The 17712-nt window shown below is 42.0% G+C and carries 13 protein-coding genes; 2 read left to right on the forward strand and 11 right to left on the reverse strand.

The genetic code is table 11. The features are described 5' to 3' along the window. Positions 1 to 89 precede the first annotated feature (89 nt). From F975_RS02235 to F975_RS02245, 3 genes are all read right to left on the reverse strand, one after another. A complete protein-coding gene (locus F975_RS02235) occupies positions 90 to 437 on the reverse strand; it encodes a lysozyme inhibitor LprI family protein (protein ID WP_004749873.1) in 348 nt (115 codons plus the stop codon). A 162-nt stretch (positions 438 to 599) separates the two neighbouring features. Next, a complete protein-coding gene (locus F975_RS02240; protein ID WP_004749874.1) occupies positions 600 to 1205 on the reverse strand; it encodes an OmpW/AlkL family protein in 606 nt (201 codons plus the stop codon). Positions 1206 to 1824: 619 nt separating this feature from the next. Continuing rightward, positions 1825 to 2178, reverse strand: a complete 354-nt coding sequence (locus tag F975_RS02245) for a glycine zipper domain-containing protein (RefSeq protein WP_004749875.1) — start codon at positions 2176 to 2178, stop codon at positions 1825 to 1827. Between the two features lie 239 nt (positions 2179 to 2417). Here F975_RS02245 and F975_RS02250 point away from each other — a divergent pair, with 239 nt between their 5' ends. Both F975_RS02250 and F975_RS02255 read left to right on the forward strand, forming a co-directional pair. Next, positions 2418 to 3791 carry an amino acid permease gene (locus F975_RS02250; RefSeq protein ID WP_004749876.1) on the forward strand — a complete coding sequence of 458 codons (1374 nt, stop codon included), beginning with the start codon at positions 2418 to 2420 and terminating at the stop codon, positions 3789 to 3791. Between the two features lie 130 nt (positions 3792 to 3921). Next, positions 3922 to 4887 (forward strand): cation diffusion facilitator family transporter, encoded by a 966-nt coding sequence (locus tag F975_RS02255; RefSeq protein ID WP_004749877.1) that lies wholly within the window; start codon positions 3922 to 3924, stop codon positions 4885 to 4887. 60 nt (positions 4888 to 4947) lie between these two features. Here F975_RS02255 and cysK read toward each other — a convergent pair whose 3' ends face one another. From cysK to rplK, 8 genes are all read right to left on the reverse strand, one after another. Continuing rightward, the gene (gene cysK / locus F975_RS02260; protein ID WP_004749879.1) at positions 4948 to 5949 is read right to left on the reverse strand and encodes a cysteine synthase A; all 1002 of its coding nucleotides are present in this window, start codon (positions 5947 to 5949) and stop codon (positions 4948 to 4950) included. A gap of 184 nt (positions 5950 to 6133) precedes the next feature. Then, complete coding sequence (locus F975_RS02265; protein WP_004749880.1) at positions 6134 to 6472, reverse strand: hypothetical protein; 339 nt, start codon at positions 6470 to 6472, stop codon at positions 6134 to 6136. A 150-nt stretch (positions 6473 to 6622) separates the two neighbouring features. Beyond that, positions 6623 to 10816 (reverse strand): DNA-directed RNA polymerase subunit beta', encoded by a 4194-nt coding sequence (gene rpoC, locus F975_RS02270; protein WP_034425647.1) that lies wholly within the window; start codon positions 10814 to 10816, stop codon positions 6623 to 6625. Positions 10817 to 10903: 87 nt separating this feature from the next. Then, the gene (gene rpoB / locus F975_RS02275; protein WP_004749882.1) at positions 10904 to 14989 is read right to left on the reverse strand and encodes a DNA-directed RNA polymerase subunit beta; all 4086 of its coding nucleotides are present in this window, start codon (positions 14987 to 14989) and stop codon (positions 10904 to 10906) included. 307 nt (positions 14990 to 15296) lie between these two features. Continuing rightward, positions 15297 to 15665: a 50S ribosomal protein L7/L12 gene (gene rplL, locus F975_RS02280; RefSeq protein WP_004749883.1), complete on the reverse strand. Its 369-nt coding sequence runs from the start codon at positions 15663 to 15665 to the stop codon at positions 15297 to 15299. A 48-nt stretch (positions 15666 to 15713) separates the two neighbouring features. Beyond that, positions 15714 to 16220, reverse strand: coding sequence for a 50S ribosomal protein L10 (rplJ, locus tag F975_RS02285; RefSeq protein WP_004749884.1), 507 nt, complete (start codon positions 16218 to 16220; stop codon positions 15714 to 15716). Positions 16221 to 16525: 305 nt separating this feature from the next. After that, positions 16526 to 17221 (reverse strand): 50S ribosomal protein L1, encoded by a 696-nt coding sequence (rplA, locus tag F975_RS02290; RefSeq protein ID WP_004749885.1) that lies wholly within the window; start codon positions 17219 to 17221, stop codon positions 16526 to 16528. A 3-nt stretch (positions 17222 to 17224) separates the two neighbouring features. Then, entirely contained in the window at positions 17225 to 17653 is a 429-nt protein-coding gene (gene rplK, locus F975_RS02295; protein WP_004637639.1) for a 50S ribosomal protein L11, read from the reverse strand. Positions 17654 to 17712 lie beyond the last annotated feature (59 nt).

The raw sequence follows: 17712 nt of genomic DNA on the forward strand, positions 1-17712 counted from the left end.
TTAAATATAGATCGGTATTTTTTCTTGAATGCTTTATGAATGGAGTAATTCTGAAATTTTTCAATGCTTACAATATAATTTTTTTCACTCTAAAAAGGCCCATGATTCAAAATACGCTGCTGAATCATTGTATCAAGCTGTTGTTGGCGCTGCTGATAAGCTTTGCTTAAGCAAGGAACATTTGCTCCGCAGGCATTACGGGATTTGAGCCATTGCCATTGAATTTCTTTCTGTTGATCACATCCGCCCATGGGCAAAGCATGCAGGATAATTTGATAGATGGTTGCCATTTTCACGTCAGCATCATTCAGTGAACGTCGCTGGCAAATGGTTTTTTCTGCCTTTAAATGGGCTTTTTCACAAGAAAAACTGGCTGCCTGAGCTTGCGAATAAATTCCCAAAACCAAAATACAAAATCCGATAGATAATCGAGTCATCACACTTTCCTCTGTAATCTGTCTGGTCACTCTAGTCTAAAGTTTACAGCCTCTCCAACCCATTATATTTATAAGACAATTCAGTACATCTACTGTAGCAGGCATAAAAAAACCTCATTCAAATGAATGAGGTTTTTAATTCTAACTCTGTTGCAAAGAGACTTAGAAACGGTAGCTATAACCAACAGTATAAACCACTGGATTGACATCTAAGCTGCCAACTTTAGCGCCATTAACTTTGATGTCTGTATTAATATCTGCATAACGTACATCAAAATATAGACCCCAGTTTTGAGCATCTTTTGGCTTATAGTTCACACCAACCTGACCCGCTACGCCAAAGGCATTATCAGCACCAATTTTTGCACCAGGCAGCTTACTTTTCACATCCCATGGAAGGAATGCAGTTGCACCAATACCTACATATGGTGTGAAGCGAGTTGAATTTTTAAAATTATATTTTACGGTTAGTGTAGGTGGTAATTCTTTTAATGATGCAATTTTACCTAAATTATCTGACTTAACATCATGAGAAACTGGGTTTGCCAAAAGCAATTCTGCAGAAAATGGCGTATTACCAAAAAAATACTCTACTGATGGTGTAAATGCAACTTCATTACTTGCTTGAGCATTTTTAACAGCACCATTTGCAAGATTGCTTTCACCTGACGGTGCAATGTCACTTACCCCTACTTTTACCTGCCAATTACCTGCAAATGTTGCAGAAGAAGCCGCTAATAATGCTAGGACTAATGTTTTTTTCAACATGTTTACAACCCCTTTTATAAATTAATTAAATATTAAAAGCTGATTTAAACGAATGCAATACATTTTTTAACAACAACCACAACATTATTTATAATATATTGTTTTAATTAAAATTTATTTTTAAATCATATTGATTTGGTTGGGTTTTAAAATACAAATTTATGATATAAAACCATTTTTATCTGATTTACAATTGATTAATCAGACCTTTTTAATCTGATTATAATAATATTATTCCAACTACTTTAATCTGATTTAAAATAATCAACTTACAATTTATTCTCACAAATAAAATAGATTATGAAACAAGTTTATTTTAAATAATATTTGTGATTATTATGCTAAGCTTATTTTTTAATTTTCAAAAATCAGCATCCCTCATACAAGATTCAACCTATACCAAGATCTGCCGCAAGGCATTTTCATAGTACAAAATAACTGTTTCAATTTGGCAGATCTGGATTGACTTAAATAGCTGAATAGGTGTTAACCAAACTGATGTTGAGTTGAAAAATAATGAACTTAATTATTGTTGTACTTAATTTCTATAACATGATCATTGATCAAAAAAATAATGGGCTATCCGAAGTATAGCCCTATAAATCAACGCGACAAACGTTTATTTGTTTTCTTGGATAGCAGCACCAGCGCCCCCACCAATTGCACCACCGATTGCTGCACCAGCATCACCACCTAATACTGCTTTACCAATGACTGCACCCACGCCTGCGCCAATTGCACTACCTGTTGTCGTTCTTGAACCACCTTGGGTATGGCTAGCGATACCTGCACCTGCAGCAGCACCAACGCCCGCACCTAAACCACCACCTACATGGTTACCAGCACCACCACCAATTGCACCACCTAACGCTGCCGCACCAATATTTTGCTCAGAAGGTGACATACTTTGGCAGCCAACCAGCATCATGCCAGATAAGGCAGTAAGCGCACATAAACCGAGTAATTTTTTCATCATTTTGCTCCTAATAGACTATGCTGTTGTTCAGTATCAGACTAAACTTTTTTGTAGTAAAAAATCATAACATTTTGTTACAACAAAACCCTTTATTACTTTTTTTTGTAATCGATCAAAAGATACGCATACAGCACAAATTCTTCAATATTCATCAGGAAATACTGGAGCTGGGCAAATATTGTGTGAACTCCCTGTCAAGCTTCTATACAATATGCGCGCATGAATTGGAGTGAATAATGTCAGAGACATCTACTTTACGGCGCGGGCTGAATACGCGTCACATCCGTTTCCTTGCGCTAGGTTCGGCGATTGGAACAGGGTTATTTTATGGTTCGGCATCTGCAATAAAGCAGGCAGGACCATCTGTTTTACTTGCCTATATGATTGCGGGTGTAGCCATTTATATCGTGATGCGCGCACTCGGTGAGATGGCGGTACACAACCCTGTTTCAGACTCCTTTAGCCATTATGCCTCTGAGTATCTCAGCCCATTGGCAGGTTTTACCACAGGTTGGACATATGTCTTTGAAATGGTCATTGTGGCAATTGCCGATGTGACTGCATTTGGTATTTACATGGGGTTTTGGTTTCCCGATGTTCCGCGCTGGATTTGGGTACTCTCGGTCATTTTATTCTTGGGCGCGATTAACCTGATTCATGTCAAAGTCTATGGTGAAGTCGAATTCTGGCTATCTATTATCAAGGTCACTGCGATTATTGCCATGATTTTGGGTGGGTTTGGCATCATGTTGTATGGCATGCACATACCCCATAGTGACTTTACCCCAGGCATCGCCAATTTGTGGCGGCATGGCGGCTTTATGCCAAACGGAATTTCTGGCTTTATTGCCTGTTTCTCCGTGGTGGTATTTGCGTTTGGTGGAATTGAAATTATTGGGGTGACTGCGGGCGAAACCCAAGACCCGAAAACTGCGATTCCACGTGCCATCAATGCCGTGCCGATCCGTATTATTCTGTTCTATGTCCTCACGATTTTTGTCTTAATGTCGATTTTCCCATGGAACCAAATTGGAACTGCAGGTAGCCCATTCGTTCAGATTTTTGAAGGTCTAGGTATTAAATCAGCGGCAGCAATCCTGAACATCGTGGTCATTACTGCGGCTATTTCTGCCATTAACAGTGATGTATTTGGCGCAGGTCGCATGATGTACGGTATGGCACTCAAAGGTCATGCTCCGAAAATTTTCTGTAAAACCTCAAAAAATGGCGCACCACTCATGCCTGTTGTGGTCATGACCGTCGTGCTTTTGGCTGGTGTGGTTTTAAACTATCTGATTCCACAAAATGTCTTTGAAATCATTGCTTCAATTGCAACATTTGCAACGGTTTATGTATGGCTCATGATTTTGCTGGCACAAATGGGAATGCGGAAAAAACTCAGTGCAGAAGACATCAAGAAACTGGATTTCCCAATCATCGGCTGGCCAGTTGCTCCAATCATTGCCACAGCATTTATGATTTTTGTGATTGCCATGATTGGTTATTTTCCAGACTCACGCCCAGCACTCTATGTCGGAGCAATTTGGCTCATCTTCCTCGCAGTTGCACATAAGTTTTTAGTTAAACCGAAAAACCGCTCAAAACTCTAGAACTTATTTTGCATGATTTGAATGCCCTGTTGGTACATCCAACAGGGCATTTTTTATGATTATCCATTGGGCAAAGCGTACAATATTGATGAATCAAAACCAGATTCCCAGATTATTTTAAGGGCCATCTATGAAAAAAGCCTCCAGTAACCGCCGTGTAATTTATATCGCCTTAGTTGGCAATCTGATTATTGCGGTGGCTAAGTTTATTGCAGCTTTTCTCACTTCGAGTGCCGCCATGCTCAGTGAGGCGGTGCATTCGGTGGTCGATACACTCAACGAAATTTTGTTGTTGCACGGTTTAAAAAAATCCCAGCAAACGCCCGATGAAGAGCATCCGTTTGGTTATGGTCGTGAACTGTATTTCTGGTCATTTATTGTAGCGTTACTGGTTTTTGCACTGGGTGCAGTGGTGTCAATTTATCAGGGTCTTCATCATATTGCTGAACCTGAAGCCATCACTTCGCCCGTCATTAACTATGTCATTCTTGTCATTGCTTTTGTCTGTGAAGGTTTTTCTTGGTTACTAGCGCTCAAGGGCTTTCGCAAATACAAAGGCGATATGGGATATTTTGAAGCCTTTCGCAAAAGCAAAGACCCAACCACTTTTACCGTTTTATTTGAAGATAGCGCAGCATTATTAGGCTTAATGATCGCTTTTTTGGGCGTATTCCTTTCGCATTATTATCATGCACCTGTGCTAGACGGTATTGCCTCTATCCTGATTGGCTGTATTTTGGCGGTGGTGGCATTTTTTATGGCACGTGAAACCAAAGGTCTACTTATGGGGGAATCTGCCGATCCTGCGCTGCCGAAGCATATTTTAGAACTGGTACAGCAAGATTATGCTGTGCTGCATGCCAATGGCGTACTCACCCAGCAAATGGGTGCACATCAGGTGATTGCATCGCTCAGTTTGGAGTTTAAAGATAACCTGACTTCCGACGAGATTGAAGCTTGTGTTAACCGTCTGGAAATGCGCGTCAAACACATGCATCCTGAAATTGTCGGTTTATTTATCAAGCCACAGACAAAACAGGTCTGGCTACAACGCTTGGCAGAACGTCGCCGCAACGCACAGCAAGATGAAACCTGATAATAAAAAAGACAAGGCATTTTACCTTGTCTTTTTACAACTTCACTTTGTAGGCTGAGCTTATTCTTCAGCAAACAAACCTTCAAACAATACCGAAGACAAATAACGCTCACCGCTATCTGGTAAAATCACGACAATGGTTTTTCCAGCATTTTCAGGACGTGCAGCCAGTTTCGCTGCTGCTGCCAATGCTGCACCACATGAAATACCCACCAAAATACCTTCTTGAGTTGCAGTTTTACGTGCCCATTCCAAAGCTTCTTCACTAGTCACTGGTAAAACTTCATCGACTAAACTGAGGTCTAGGTTTTTAGGAATGAAGTTTGCACCAATCCCCTGAATTTTATGTGGTGCTGGCGTAAGATCTTCGCCACGTTGGTATTGACTAATAATTGGGGATTCAGCAGGTTCAACTGCAACTGAGTACAATGGCTTGTTTTGTACTTGTTCAAAGTAACGTGAAATCCCAGTGATTGTGCCGCCAGTTCCAACACCTGACACCAAAATATCGACCTGACCGCCTGTTGCCTGCCAAATTTCAGGGCCTGTCGTGTCTTGGTGGATTTGCGGGTTGGCAGGATTTTCAAACTGCTGTGGCAGGAAGTAAAGCTCTGGCTGTTCAGTGGCAAGGCGGATTGCTTCATCTACCGCACCTTTCATGCCTTTTGCAGGTTCAGTCAATACCAAGTTTGCACCAAGCGCCTTCAGTACTTTACGACGCTCTAGACTCATGCTAGCAGGCATAGTTAAGGTAATCGGATAACCTTTTGCAGCCGCTACAAATGCCAAAGCAATACCTGTATTACCACTGGTTGGCTCAACAATATGCATGCCCGCTTTAAGCACACCACGTTTTTCAGCATCTGCGACCAGCGCTGCACCTACACGGCATTTCACTGAAAATGCAGGGTTACGGCTTTCAATTTTTGCCAGTACAGTTGCCCCACCTTGAATAATACGGTTAATGCGAACCAGTGGTGTGTTGCCAATTGCTTCGGCGTTGTTGGCATAAACTGCAATACCTAAATTGGCTGGCGTTGGAAATTGTGCATCTGTTGTCATGAGTCTTCCTGAATAGTTTTTTAAAGGTTATTTCAAGATCATAAACCGTTTTAATTCACAATCTCAAATAATCCAGAATCCTGTTTATGAATTTTTATGCTAAGCATATTCTTTAAATGGCTAAGCCAACTCAGCAATGTTCAATTAATTTTTAACAGTATGGATTAAGCTAGAAAACTCAAATTTAATATAAATATTTATCAAAATTTATTACCTCTTTATCATTTAATACACTGCGAGGACTTGATATGTTCTGAACCAGTAAAAACTTATTATTCTTCATTAATTTGATAACAAGAGGCTCAATTTTCAAAAAATCACATCGTATCAATCCTTTAATTCCAGCAACTTGTAGCATAGCAATAAGATAACTCATGAAACTGAAAGTAGAGTGTTTATCTTGTAATTTGCTAGCAATGTTAATGACTTCATTCATAAATCTTGCCAATAATCCTATGACAAGTATAAAAATCATATAACTAAGGACTATTAATATCCTTTCTAAAAACTTTTCATTTTTCATCCCATACTTCTCTTGTTTTATTAGGGCTTAAATTTCTTAACTATTTCTAATTCAAACAAATTAATCACTATTACGTAATAGCTATTTTCAAAGTATATAAACAAAAAAAAGAGCCTCGAAAGGCTCTTTTTTTAGTCAGTCAATTCAAACTTAGAATTGGCTTTCATTTAATGCTTGGCTAAACGCTTGGTCAACATCACTAAAGTCATTGTGAAGTTCAAACTCCGCAGCTTCAGCTTCTTGACGACGACGTTCCAAGTGATACGCAAGACCTGTACCTGCAGGAATCAAACGACCTACAACCACGTTCTCTTTCAGACCACGTAACTCATCTTCTTTACCTGTTACAGCCGCTTCAGTTAACACACGAGTGGTTTCCTGGAATGATGCAGCAGAAATGAACGAGTCAGTAGAAAGCGACGCTTTGGTAATACCCATCAATTGACGCTCAAATTTCGCTGGGAATTTGTTTTGCGCTGCAACTGCTTGGTTTTCTTGTACCATACGGATGTAATCGACTTGCTCACCTTTGATGAAGCTTGTATCGCCACCATCAGTGATATCAACTTTACGCAACATTTGACGTACGATGACTTCAATGTGCTTATCGTTGATTTTTACACCTTGCAGACGGTAAACGTCCTGAACTTCGTTCACGATGTAGTTGGTCAACGCCACTTCGCCTTTCAAACGTAAGATGTCATGTGGGTTTTGTGGACCATCAGAAATGGTTTCACCACGGTTGACATGCTCGCCTTCGAACACGTTAATGGTACGCCATTTCGGAATAAGCTCTTCATAGATTTCAGAGCCATCATCTGGAGCAATAACCAAACGGTTCTTACCTTTGGTTTCTTTACCGAAGCTTACAACACCTGACACTTCAGCCAAGATTGCATGTTCTTTCGGTTTACGCGCTTCGAACAAGTCCGCAACACGTGGCAAACCACCGGTAATGTCACGAGTACGTGACGTTTCTTGTGGTACACGACCAATAACGTCACCCACACCAATCGTTTCACCATCACGTACAGTTACGATTGTGTTTTGTGGCAAGAAGTAGAACTGTTCAGTACCATCAGCCGTATCAAGCACGATCGCAGGACGCATATCTTTACCAGCTACAGGACGTGCAGTTACAGGCAAGATTTCAACTGTGGTCATACCCGTTGCATCATCAGTTTTCGATGTTGCAGTTACGCCATCAGCAATTTGCGAGAAGCGTACTTTACCAGCAACTTCTGTTACCAATGGATGGGTATGCGGATCCCAAGTCGCAACGATACCACCAGCTTCAACCACTTCACCATCTTTCAGTACAATGCTTGCACCGTAAGGAAGTTTATAACGCTCGCGTTCACGACCTAAATCATCTGCAATACCGATTTCACCTGAACGTGAAACAGAAACCAAATGACCTTTGGTATGCTGTACAGTTTTCACATTGTGGAAACGTACAGTACCTTTGTTACGCACTTGTACGCTGTTTGCCGCAGAAGTTCGGCTCGCTGCACCACCTACGTGGAACGTACGCATGGTTAACTGTGTACCTGGTTCACCAATTGACTGTGCTGCCATTACACCAACAGATTCACCTGGGTTTACCAAGTGACCACGAGCCAAGTCACGACCGTAACAACGTGCACATACACCAAATGTAGATTCACAGTTTACAACTGAACGAACTTTAACTTCATCGACACCTGCTTCTTCAAGATAAGCTGCAATTTTCTCGTCAATTAAAGTACCACGAGGCAATACAACTTCATCATCAGATGCACGTTTTACGTCTTCTGCAGTTACACGACCCAATACGCGGTCACGTAATGGCTCGATCACGTCACCACCTTGAATGAGTGGAGTCATGACTAGACCGCCTGCTGTACCACAGTCAGGCTCAGTAATAACCAAGTCTTGTGCAACGTCTACAAGACGACGTGTCAAGTAACCAGAGTTCGCAGTTTTTAATGCAGTATCCGCCAAACCTTTACGCGCACCGTGGGTTGAAATAAAGTACTGAAGTACTGTCAAACCTTCACGGAAGTTCGCTTTAATTGGAGTTTCAATGATCGAACCATCTGGTTTAGCCATCAAACCACGCATACCTGCAAGCTGACGAATCTGTGCAGCACTACCACGCGCACCAGAGTCAGACATCATGTAGATACTGTTGAATGATTTCTGTTTCTCGTCTTCACCTTTCTTGTTTTTCACAAGAGTATAAGACAAGTTGTCCATCATCGCTTTGGCAACTTGGTCGTTGGTACGCGCCCAAATATCGACCACTTTGTTATAGCGTTCACCCGCAGTTACGAAACCTTGTTCGAACTGTTGTTCGATTTCACGGACTTCAGCTTCTGCTTTGGCAATAATTGCTTGTTTTTGTGGTGGAATGAGCATGTCTTCCATACCCACAGATACACCAGAGCGAGTCGCTTGACGGAAGCCCAAGTACATCAATTGGTCAGCAAAGATAACGGTATCTTTAAGACCTAATTTACGATAGCAAGAGTTGATCAGTTTTGAGATGTTTTTCTTGGTCATCTCAAGGTTGATTGACTCGAAGCTTAGACCTTCAGGTACGATTTCCCAAAGTAAGCAGCGACCAGGCGTTGTATCAACAATAATGGTCTGTTTTTCACGTTCGCCATTTTCGTTAATTACAGTTTGGTGTACACGTGCTTTTACACGGGCGTGCATCGCCACTTGACCTGTTGCAAGCGCACGGTTCACTTCATGAGTATCCGCAAACACCATGCCTTCACCATTGGCATTTACCGCATCACGCGTGATGTAGTAAAGACCCAAGACCACGTCCTGAGAAGGTACGATAATCGGCTCACCATTGGCAGGTGACAAGATGTTGTTGGTTGACATCATTAACGCACGAGCTTCAAGTTGAGCTTCAAGTGTTAATGGTACGTGTACCGCCATTTGGTCACCGTCGAAGTCGGCGTTAAACGCTGTACATACGAGTGGGTGTAGACGGATCGCTTTACCTTCGATCAGGATCGGTTCAAATGCTTGAAGACCCAAACGGTGAAGTGTTGGCGCACGGTTCAACATCACTGGATGCTGACGAATCACAGATGCCAAAACGTCCCAAACTTCCGGAGTCTCGCGTTCAACCATTTTCTTCGCAGCTTTAATGGTTGTTGCCTGACCTGAAGCTTGCAGTTTCGCGAAAATAAACGGCTTGAATAGTTCAAGTGCCATTTTCTTCGGAAGACCACACTGGTGCAAACGTAAAGATGGACCTACGGTAATTACCGAACGGCCAGAATAGTCAACACGTTTACCCAACAAGTTTTGACGGAAACGACCTTGCTTACCTTTGATCATATCAGCCAAAGATTTAAGCGGACGTTTGTTCGAACCTGTAATTGCACGACCACGACGACCGTTGTCTAACAAGGCATCCACAGACTCTTGCAACATACGTTTTTCGTTACGTACGATGATGTCTGGTGCAGCCAAGTCTAGAAGGCGTTTCAAACGGTTATTACGGTTGATCACACGACGGTAAAGGTCATTCAAGTCAGAAGTCGCGAAACGACCGCCTTCAAGTGGTACAAGTGGACGCAAGTCTGGTGGAAGTACTGGAAGTACGTTCATCACCATCCATTCTGGCTTGTTGTTTGACTCTTTGAATGCTTCCATCAATTTCAAGCGTTTAGACGCTTTTTTCAACTTCGTTTCAGAAGTTGTTTGAGGAATTTCTTCACGCAAACGTGTGATTTCAGCTTCAAGGTCGATGTCTTTCAACAAGTCCTGAACCGCTTCTGCACCCATTTTCGCAGTAAATTCATCACCGTGTTCTTCAAGTGCATTGAAGTATTCTTCGTCAGTCAGAAGCTGATACTTCTCGAACGGAGTCATACCAGGATCAGTCACAACGTATGATTCGAAATACAATACACGTTCGATATCACGTAATGTCATATCAAGAAGCAAACCGATACGGCTTGGTAATGATTTCAAGAACCAGATGTGTGCTACTGGTGATGCAAGCTCGATGTGACCCATACGTTCACGACGAACTTTTGCAGTTGTTACTTCAACGCCACATTTTTCACAAATGACGCCTTTATATTTCATACGCTTGTATTTACCACACAAGCATTCGTAATCTTTTACTGGACCAAAGATTTTGGCACAGAACAAACCATCACGTTCTGGTTTAAAGGTACGGTAGTTGATTGTCTCTGGCTTTTTAACTTCACCGTGAGACCACGACTTAATCATTTCTGGTGACGCAAGACCAATACGGATGCGATCAAACTCTACTGGAGCATGACCGTCAGAGTCCGTCTTCTTACGCATGATATCGAGCAAGTCTTTCAATTTTTTTCTCCGTGTGCCGAGGAGCATAACTCGCTCGGCTGGGTCACAAATATTGTTTTTTCCTGAAAAATCTAAGCAGTTTAGGGCTTAGTCACCATTTTTCAGTTCAATGTTGATACCTAAAGAACGGATCTCTTTGGTCAATACGTTGAATGATTCAGGCATACCTGGATCCATATAATGGTTGCCATCTACAATGTTCTTATAGATGCGGGTACGACCTTCAACGTCATCCGACTTAACAGTGAGCATTTCTTGAAGTGTGTATGCTGCACCGTATGCTTCAAGTGCCCAGACTTCCATCTCACCGAAACGCTGACCACCGAACTGTGCTTTACCACCAAGCGGCTGTTGAGTTACAAGCGAGTAAGAACCCGTTGAACGTGCATGCATCTTGTCATCAACCAAGTGGTTCAATTTGAGCATGTACATATAACCAACAGTGACAGGACGATCAAATTTCTCACCTGTACGACCATCGTACAGCTCCATTTGACCAGTCTTCGAGTAGCCTGCAAGGTCAAGTAACTCTTTGATTTGGCTTTCTTCAGCACCATCAAATACAGGTGTTGCCAAAGGCACACCTTTACGCAAGTTACCTGAAAGTTTCAAGACTTCTTCATCAGTCAAGGTATCAAGCTCTTCTTGCTCACCACCGACTTTGTTATAGATCTTGTCAAGGAAATCACGTAGTTCAGCCATCGTACGTTGCTGTTTAAGCATCTTGTCGATTTGCTCGCCCAGACCTTTTGCAGCCAAACCTAAGTGAGTTTCAAGAATCTGACCCACGTTCATACGTGATGGTACGCCCAGCGGGTTCAATACCACGTCAACAGGAACACCATTGGCATCGTGTGGCATGTCTTCTACAGGCAAGATGTTTGATACAACACCTTTGTTCCCGTGACGACCCGCCATTTTATCACCAGGCTGGATACGACGTTTCACTGCCAAGTAAACTTTTACAACTTTCAATACGCCAGTTGTAAGTTCGTCACCTGTTGAAAGTTTGCGTTTTTTCTCAGCAAATTTCTCATCAATTTCAGCGCTCTTCTCTTTCAAGAACACTTGAATTTGACTTAAACGTTCAGCGATTGCTTCATCAGTCGGTTGAATCTCAAGTAAATCAACCAACTCAAGACCTGATAGAACAGATTCAGCAAGCTTGTCACCACGTTTAGTTGTACCACCGCCATTAGATTCTTGATCTGTCAATAAGCGAATAATACGTTCACGTGCTGCTTCTTCAAAGATTTTGAATTCTTCTTTCAAATCTTTGCGGTAAGCATCAAGTTGTGCTTTTTCAATTGCTTGTGCACGTTCGTCTTTCTCTAAACCATCACGAGTAAAGACTTGAACATCAATAACTGTACCTTTAGTACCTGACGGAACACGTAAAGAAGAGTCTTTTACGTCAGCCGCTTTTTCACCAAAGATCGCACGAAGCAATTTTTCTTCTGGAGTTAACTGAGTTTCGCCTTTTGGTGTCACTTTACCAACAAGGATATCCCCTGCTGTTACTTCAGCACCAATATAAACGATACCAGACTCATCCAGTTTAGACAGTGCAGCTTCACCAACGTTAGGAATATCAGCCGTAATTTCTTCTGCACCCAATTTAGTATCACGTGCTACACATGACAATTCTTGGATATGAATCGAGGTTAAACGGTCTTCTTGAAGTACACGTTCAGAAAGCAAGATTGAGTCTTCGTAGTTGAAGCCGTTCCAAGTCATGAACGCAACACGCATGTTTTGACCCAATGCCAACTCACCGCCATCGGTAGAAGGACCATCAGCCAATACATCACCACGACCTACTTTATCACCCAAGTTCACGAGAACTTTCTGGTTGATACAGGTGTTTTGGTTTGAACGTGTATATTTGATCAAGTTATAGATGTCGACACCAGCTTCACCAGCAATCATCTCATCTTCATTGACACGAATTACAACACGCGAAGCGTCAACAAACTCGATCACACCACCACGGTTCGCAATCACACACACACCAGAGTCGCGTGCTACGTTTGCTTCCATACCTGTACCAACAAGTGGCTTGTCAGCAAGCAAAGTCGGAACAGCCTGACGTTGCATGTTTGAACCCATCAATGCACGGTTCGCGTCATCGTGTTCAAGGAATGGAATCAATGATGCCGCAACAGATACAACCTGCTGTGCAGATACATCCATATGCGTCACTTTTTCAGGTGGCATACGTACAGTTTCACCTTGGTGACGAACTGTAACCATCTCATCGATCAAGTTACCTTCAGCATCAACCGCTGAGTCGGCTTGCGCAATAACTGTACCCACTTCTTCAATTGCAGACAGGTATTCAGTTTCCTCAGTAACACGACCATCAACAACTTTACGGTACGGAGTTTCCAAGAAACCGAAGTCATTGGCTTTTGCATACACAGAAAGCGAGTTGATCAAACCAATGTTTGGACCTTCAGGCGTTTCAATCGGACATACACGACCATAGTGTGTATGGTGTACGTCACGCACTTCGAAGCCTGCACGCTCACGAGTCAAACCACCAGGTCCAAGTGCTGATACACGACGTTTGTGTGTAATCTCAGACAATGGGTTGTTTTGATCCATAAACTGAGACAACTGGCTTGAACCAAAGAATTCTTTGATTGCCGCAGCGACAGGTTTAGCATTGATCAAATCTTGTGGAGACAAGTTATCAGTTTCTGCTTGGCTTAAACGCTCTTTTACAGCACGTTCAACACGAACCAAACCAACACGGAATTGGTTTTCGGTCATTTCACCCACAGAGCGAACACGACGGTTACCCAAGTGGTCGATATCGTCGACTTCACCTTTACCGTTACGGATTTCGATCAAGATACGCATTACATCAATGATATCGTCATTCGACAAGATACCTTCAACTTCGCGAGATTTCTGATCTGTACCCACTTCGTATGGACGACCCAAACGACGGTTAAACTTCATACGACCTACAGGTGACAAGTCATAACGTTCTGTAGAGAAGAATAAGTTATGGAACAAGTTTTCTGCTGCTTCTTTGGTTGGTGGCTCGCCTGGGCGCATCACTTTATAAATTTCAACCAAAGCTTCATCACGGCTAGATGTTGTATCTGCGCGTAAAGAGTCTGCAATAAATGAACCGCGGTCAATATCATTGGTAAACAGGATGTTAAATTGCTTAACACCGCCTTCAGCCAATTTCACCATAATGTCATGGCTAAGCAAGGTATTTGCAGGAATCACGTCACCATCACGTAAAGTCACGTTTTCTGCAATAATACGCTCATACAAGTATTCATCTGGAACAGGCAGTTTAGTCAGACCTGAAGCTTCCATTTGACGTACATGGCGTGCGTTAATACGTTTACCTTGTTCAACAATCACTTTGCCAGAGCTGTCAGCGATATCGAACTGTGCCATTTCACCACGCAGGCGATCTGGAACCAATTCAATCTGGTAACTGCCCATATCGACATACACAGGAACTTTTTCATAGAACAAGTTCAGGATTTGTTCATCTGTGTAATTCAACGCACGTAAAATAACTGTTGCCAATAATTTACGACGACGGTCAATACGTACGTAAACCAAATCTTTAATATCAAATTCGAAATCCAACCATGAACCACGGTAAGGAATAATACGAGCAGAGTATAAAGTTTTGTTAGCGTGCGTTTTACCTTTGTCACTGTCAAAGAATACGCCAGGAGAACGGTGTAACTGAGATACGATAACACGCTCAGTCCCGTTAATCACGAACGTACCATTTTCCGTCATGAGTGGCATTTCACCCATATAGACTTCTTGTTCACGAACGTCTTTGATTGATTTGGTTTCGCGATCTTTAATGATCAAGCGAATTTTTACGCGCATTGGTGCCGCATAAGTTGAGCCACGAAGAATACATTCGCGAACATCAAACTCTGGCTTACCAAGGCTATACTCAACAAATTCTAAAGCAGCATTGCCAGAATAGCTTTCGATTGGAAAAACTGAACGAAATGCGGCCTGAAGACCGATATCTTCTCGATTTTTTGGTGTTTTGCCATCTTGTAAGAATGTTCTGTACGAGTCGACTTGAATCGAAAGCAAGTACGGAACGTCCATCACTTTAGGCAAATTACCAAAATTCTTACGGATCCGTTTTTTTTCGGTATATGAGTATGCCATTTGGAGTCCTCGGAAAGTACAAAACTAAATCCGCCTGCAGTTCGGATTTAGATGGAATTACGCAGGCCGATATGGCCACCACTACTTACAAATGCTGCAATTTAGAGTGGTAATAAAACGCTTAACAATATTTTTTATTGAAAAATATTGGTAAGCGTTTGATATATTGCGTTATTTTATAAAATATTCGTTTTCATTCGATAAGAACAAAAATCGAGCCGATTATTGTAACGCAAAAAGGCTGATGACCCAAGAGCCATCAGCCATTTTTTAGGAGCCAATTAAAAATAATTGACTCCCTTGCAAATTACTTAAGTGTAACTGTAGCACCAGCTGCTTCAAGTTTTTTCTTAAGTTCTTCGCCGTCTTCTTTAGAAACTGCTTCTTTAACAACTGAAGGAGCGCTTTCAACAAGATCTTTAGCTTCTTTAAGACCAAGGCCAGTAGCTTCACGAACTGCTTTAATAACCGCAACTTTGTTAGCACCGAAAGAAGTCAACTCAACGTTGAATTCAGTTTGTTCTTCAACAGCAGCAGCAGCGCCAGGAGCAGCAGCAACAGCAACAGCAGCAGCAGATACGTTGAATTTCTCTTCAAAAGCAGAGATAAGTTCAACAAGTTCAAGAACAGTTTTTTCAGCAACTGCGTTTAAAATTTCTTCGTTAGTTAAAGCCATGAGAATAACTCCAAATGGAAATTGAATGGTGTGTAAATAAATTTAAGCTTATGCAGCTTCTGGCTCGTTTTTCTCTTTGAGCGCTGTAATGAGGCGACCCAATTTCGAAATAGGAGCTTGAAGAACACTGGCAAGCATAGTAAGCGCTTTTTCTTGGTTCGGAAGATTTGCAATTACGCTAACTTCAGCACCCACATAAACCTTGCCATCAAATGCAGCAGCTTTAAGTTCAAATGCTTTGTTAGTTTTCGCAAATTCTTCGAACAAGCGTGCAGCTGCACCCATGTCATCTTCAGAAGTTGAAAAACCAAGAATTGTTGGACCAACAAGGTTATCGTTCAAGATATCAAACTGAGTACCTTCGAACGCACGTTTAGCCAAAGTGTTACGAACGATACGCGTATTAACACCTAGCTTACGAGCTTCAACACGTAATTGTGTCAATGCTTCTACAGTTAAACCTTGGTAGTCAGCAACAACAGCAGAAAACGCTTTAGAAGCAACTTCGTTTACTTCTGCAACGATCTGTTTTTTGTCTTCGATAAGAAGAGCCATCGTAAACCTCCTAACGGTGATCTATGTACTTTTACAAGTACACTCCCAATTCGTAAGCTCTTTCGAACTTACACGCGGAGGATGAGTAAATCACACCACCGCGTCTACTCGGACTGGTTTTTTAAGAAAAAAGTTCAAAAAAACTTTTTTCGCCCGAGGTCTTTGACGCTGATAAATTTACATTTATCAATTCAAAGTCCGCCTGATGAGAAAGCAATAAATTGCTTAAGTGTAGAATAAAATCAATGATTTGCTATTTACACTTTTCTCTATCAGGGCTTTAAAATTCTTTTCTAAGTCTAAACTTAGTTAGAAACGTTGCTTACATCAACAGCAAGACCAGGACCCATAGTTGAGCTCAAAGTGATCTTTTTGATGTAGACACCTTTAGAAGTTGCTGGTTTTAACTTTTTCAAGTCAGCAATCAAAGTTTCAACGTTTTGACGAACAGCTTCAGCAGAGAAACCTACTTGACCAATCGCAGCGTGGATAATACCCGCTTTGTCTACACGGTAACGTGCTTGACCAGATTTTGCATTTTTAACTGCATTTGCAACGTCTGGAGTAACCGTACCCACTTTAGGGTTTGGCATCAAACCGCGTGGACCAAGGATCGTACCCAATTTACCTACAACGCGCATTGCGTCTGGAGCAGCAATGACTACATCAAAGTCAAGGTTACCGCCTTGGATGCTCTCAGCAAGATCATCAAAACCAACGATGTCTGCACCAGCAGCTTTAGCTGCTTCTGCATTCGCGCCTTGAGCAAACACTGCAACACGTACAGTTTTACCAGTACCTGCAGGAAGCGTAGTTGCGCCACGAACAACTTGGTCAGATTTACGAGGGTCAACACCTAGGTTTACCGCAACATCCAAAGACTCTTTGAATTTAGCAGCAGGTAAGCTAGAAAGAACTTGTACTGCTTCTTCCAAAGTGTAAACTTTGTTTGCTTCAATAGCAGCAGCAATGGCTTTTTGACGTTTAGTTAACTTTGCCATGTCTTATAGCTCCACTTCCAAGCCCATAGAACGTGCAGAACCAGCGATGGTACGAACACGTGCGTCTAAATCAGCACCAGTTAAATCTGGTTCTTTAGTAGTCGCAATTTCTTCTAACTGAGCACGAGTCAACTTACCAACTTTAGTTTTGTTTGGTACAGATGAACCTTTTTGGATACCAGCAGCTTTCTTAAGAAGAATAGATGCAGGTGGAGTTTTCATGATGAATGTGAACGACTTATCGTTGTACACAGTGATCACGACTGGAATTGGCAAACCAACTTCAAGCTTTTGAGTCGCAGCATTGAATTCTTTACAGAATGCCATGATGTTAACACCACGTTGACCCAATGCAGGACCAATCGGTGGAGATGGATTTGCTTTACCAGCTGGAACTTGCAGCTTGATATAGCCGTCAATCTTCTTAGCCATTTTAAGTTACCTCTGGGTACAAACGCCGCTAGGCTCCCCAACTATTCTCGCAACATAAT

The sequence above is a fragment of the Acinetobacter brisouisimilis genome, from assembly GCF_000368265.1.
Taxonomy (GTDB): domain Bacteria; phylum Pseudomonadota; class Gammaproteobacteria; order Pseudomonadales; family Moraxellaceae; genus Acinetobacter.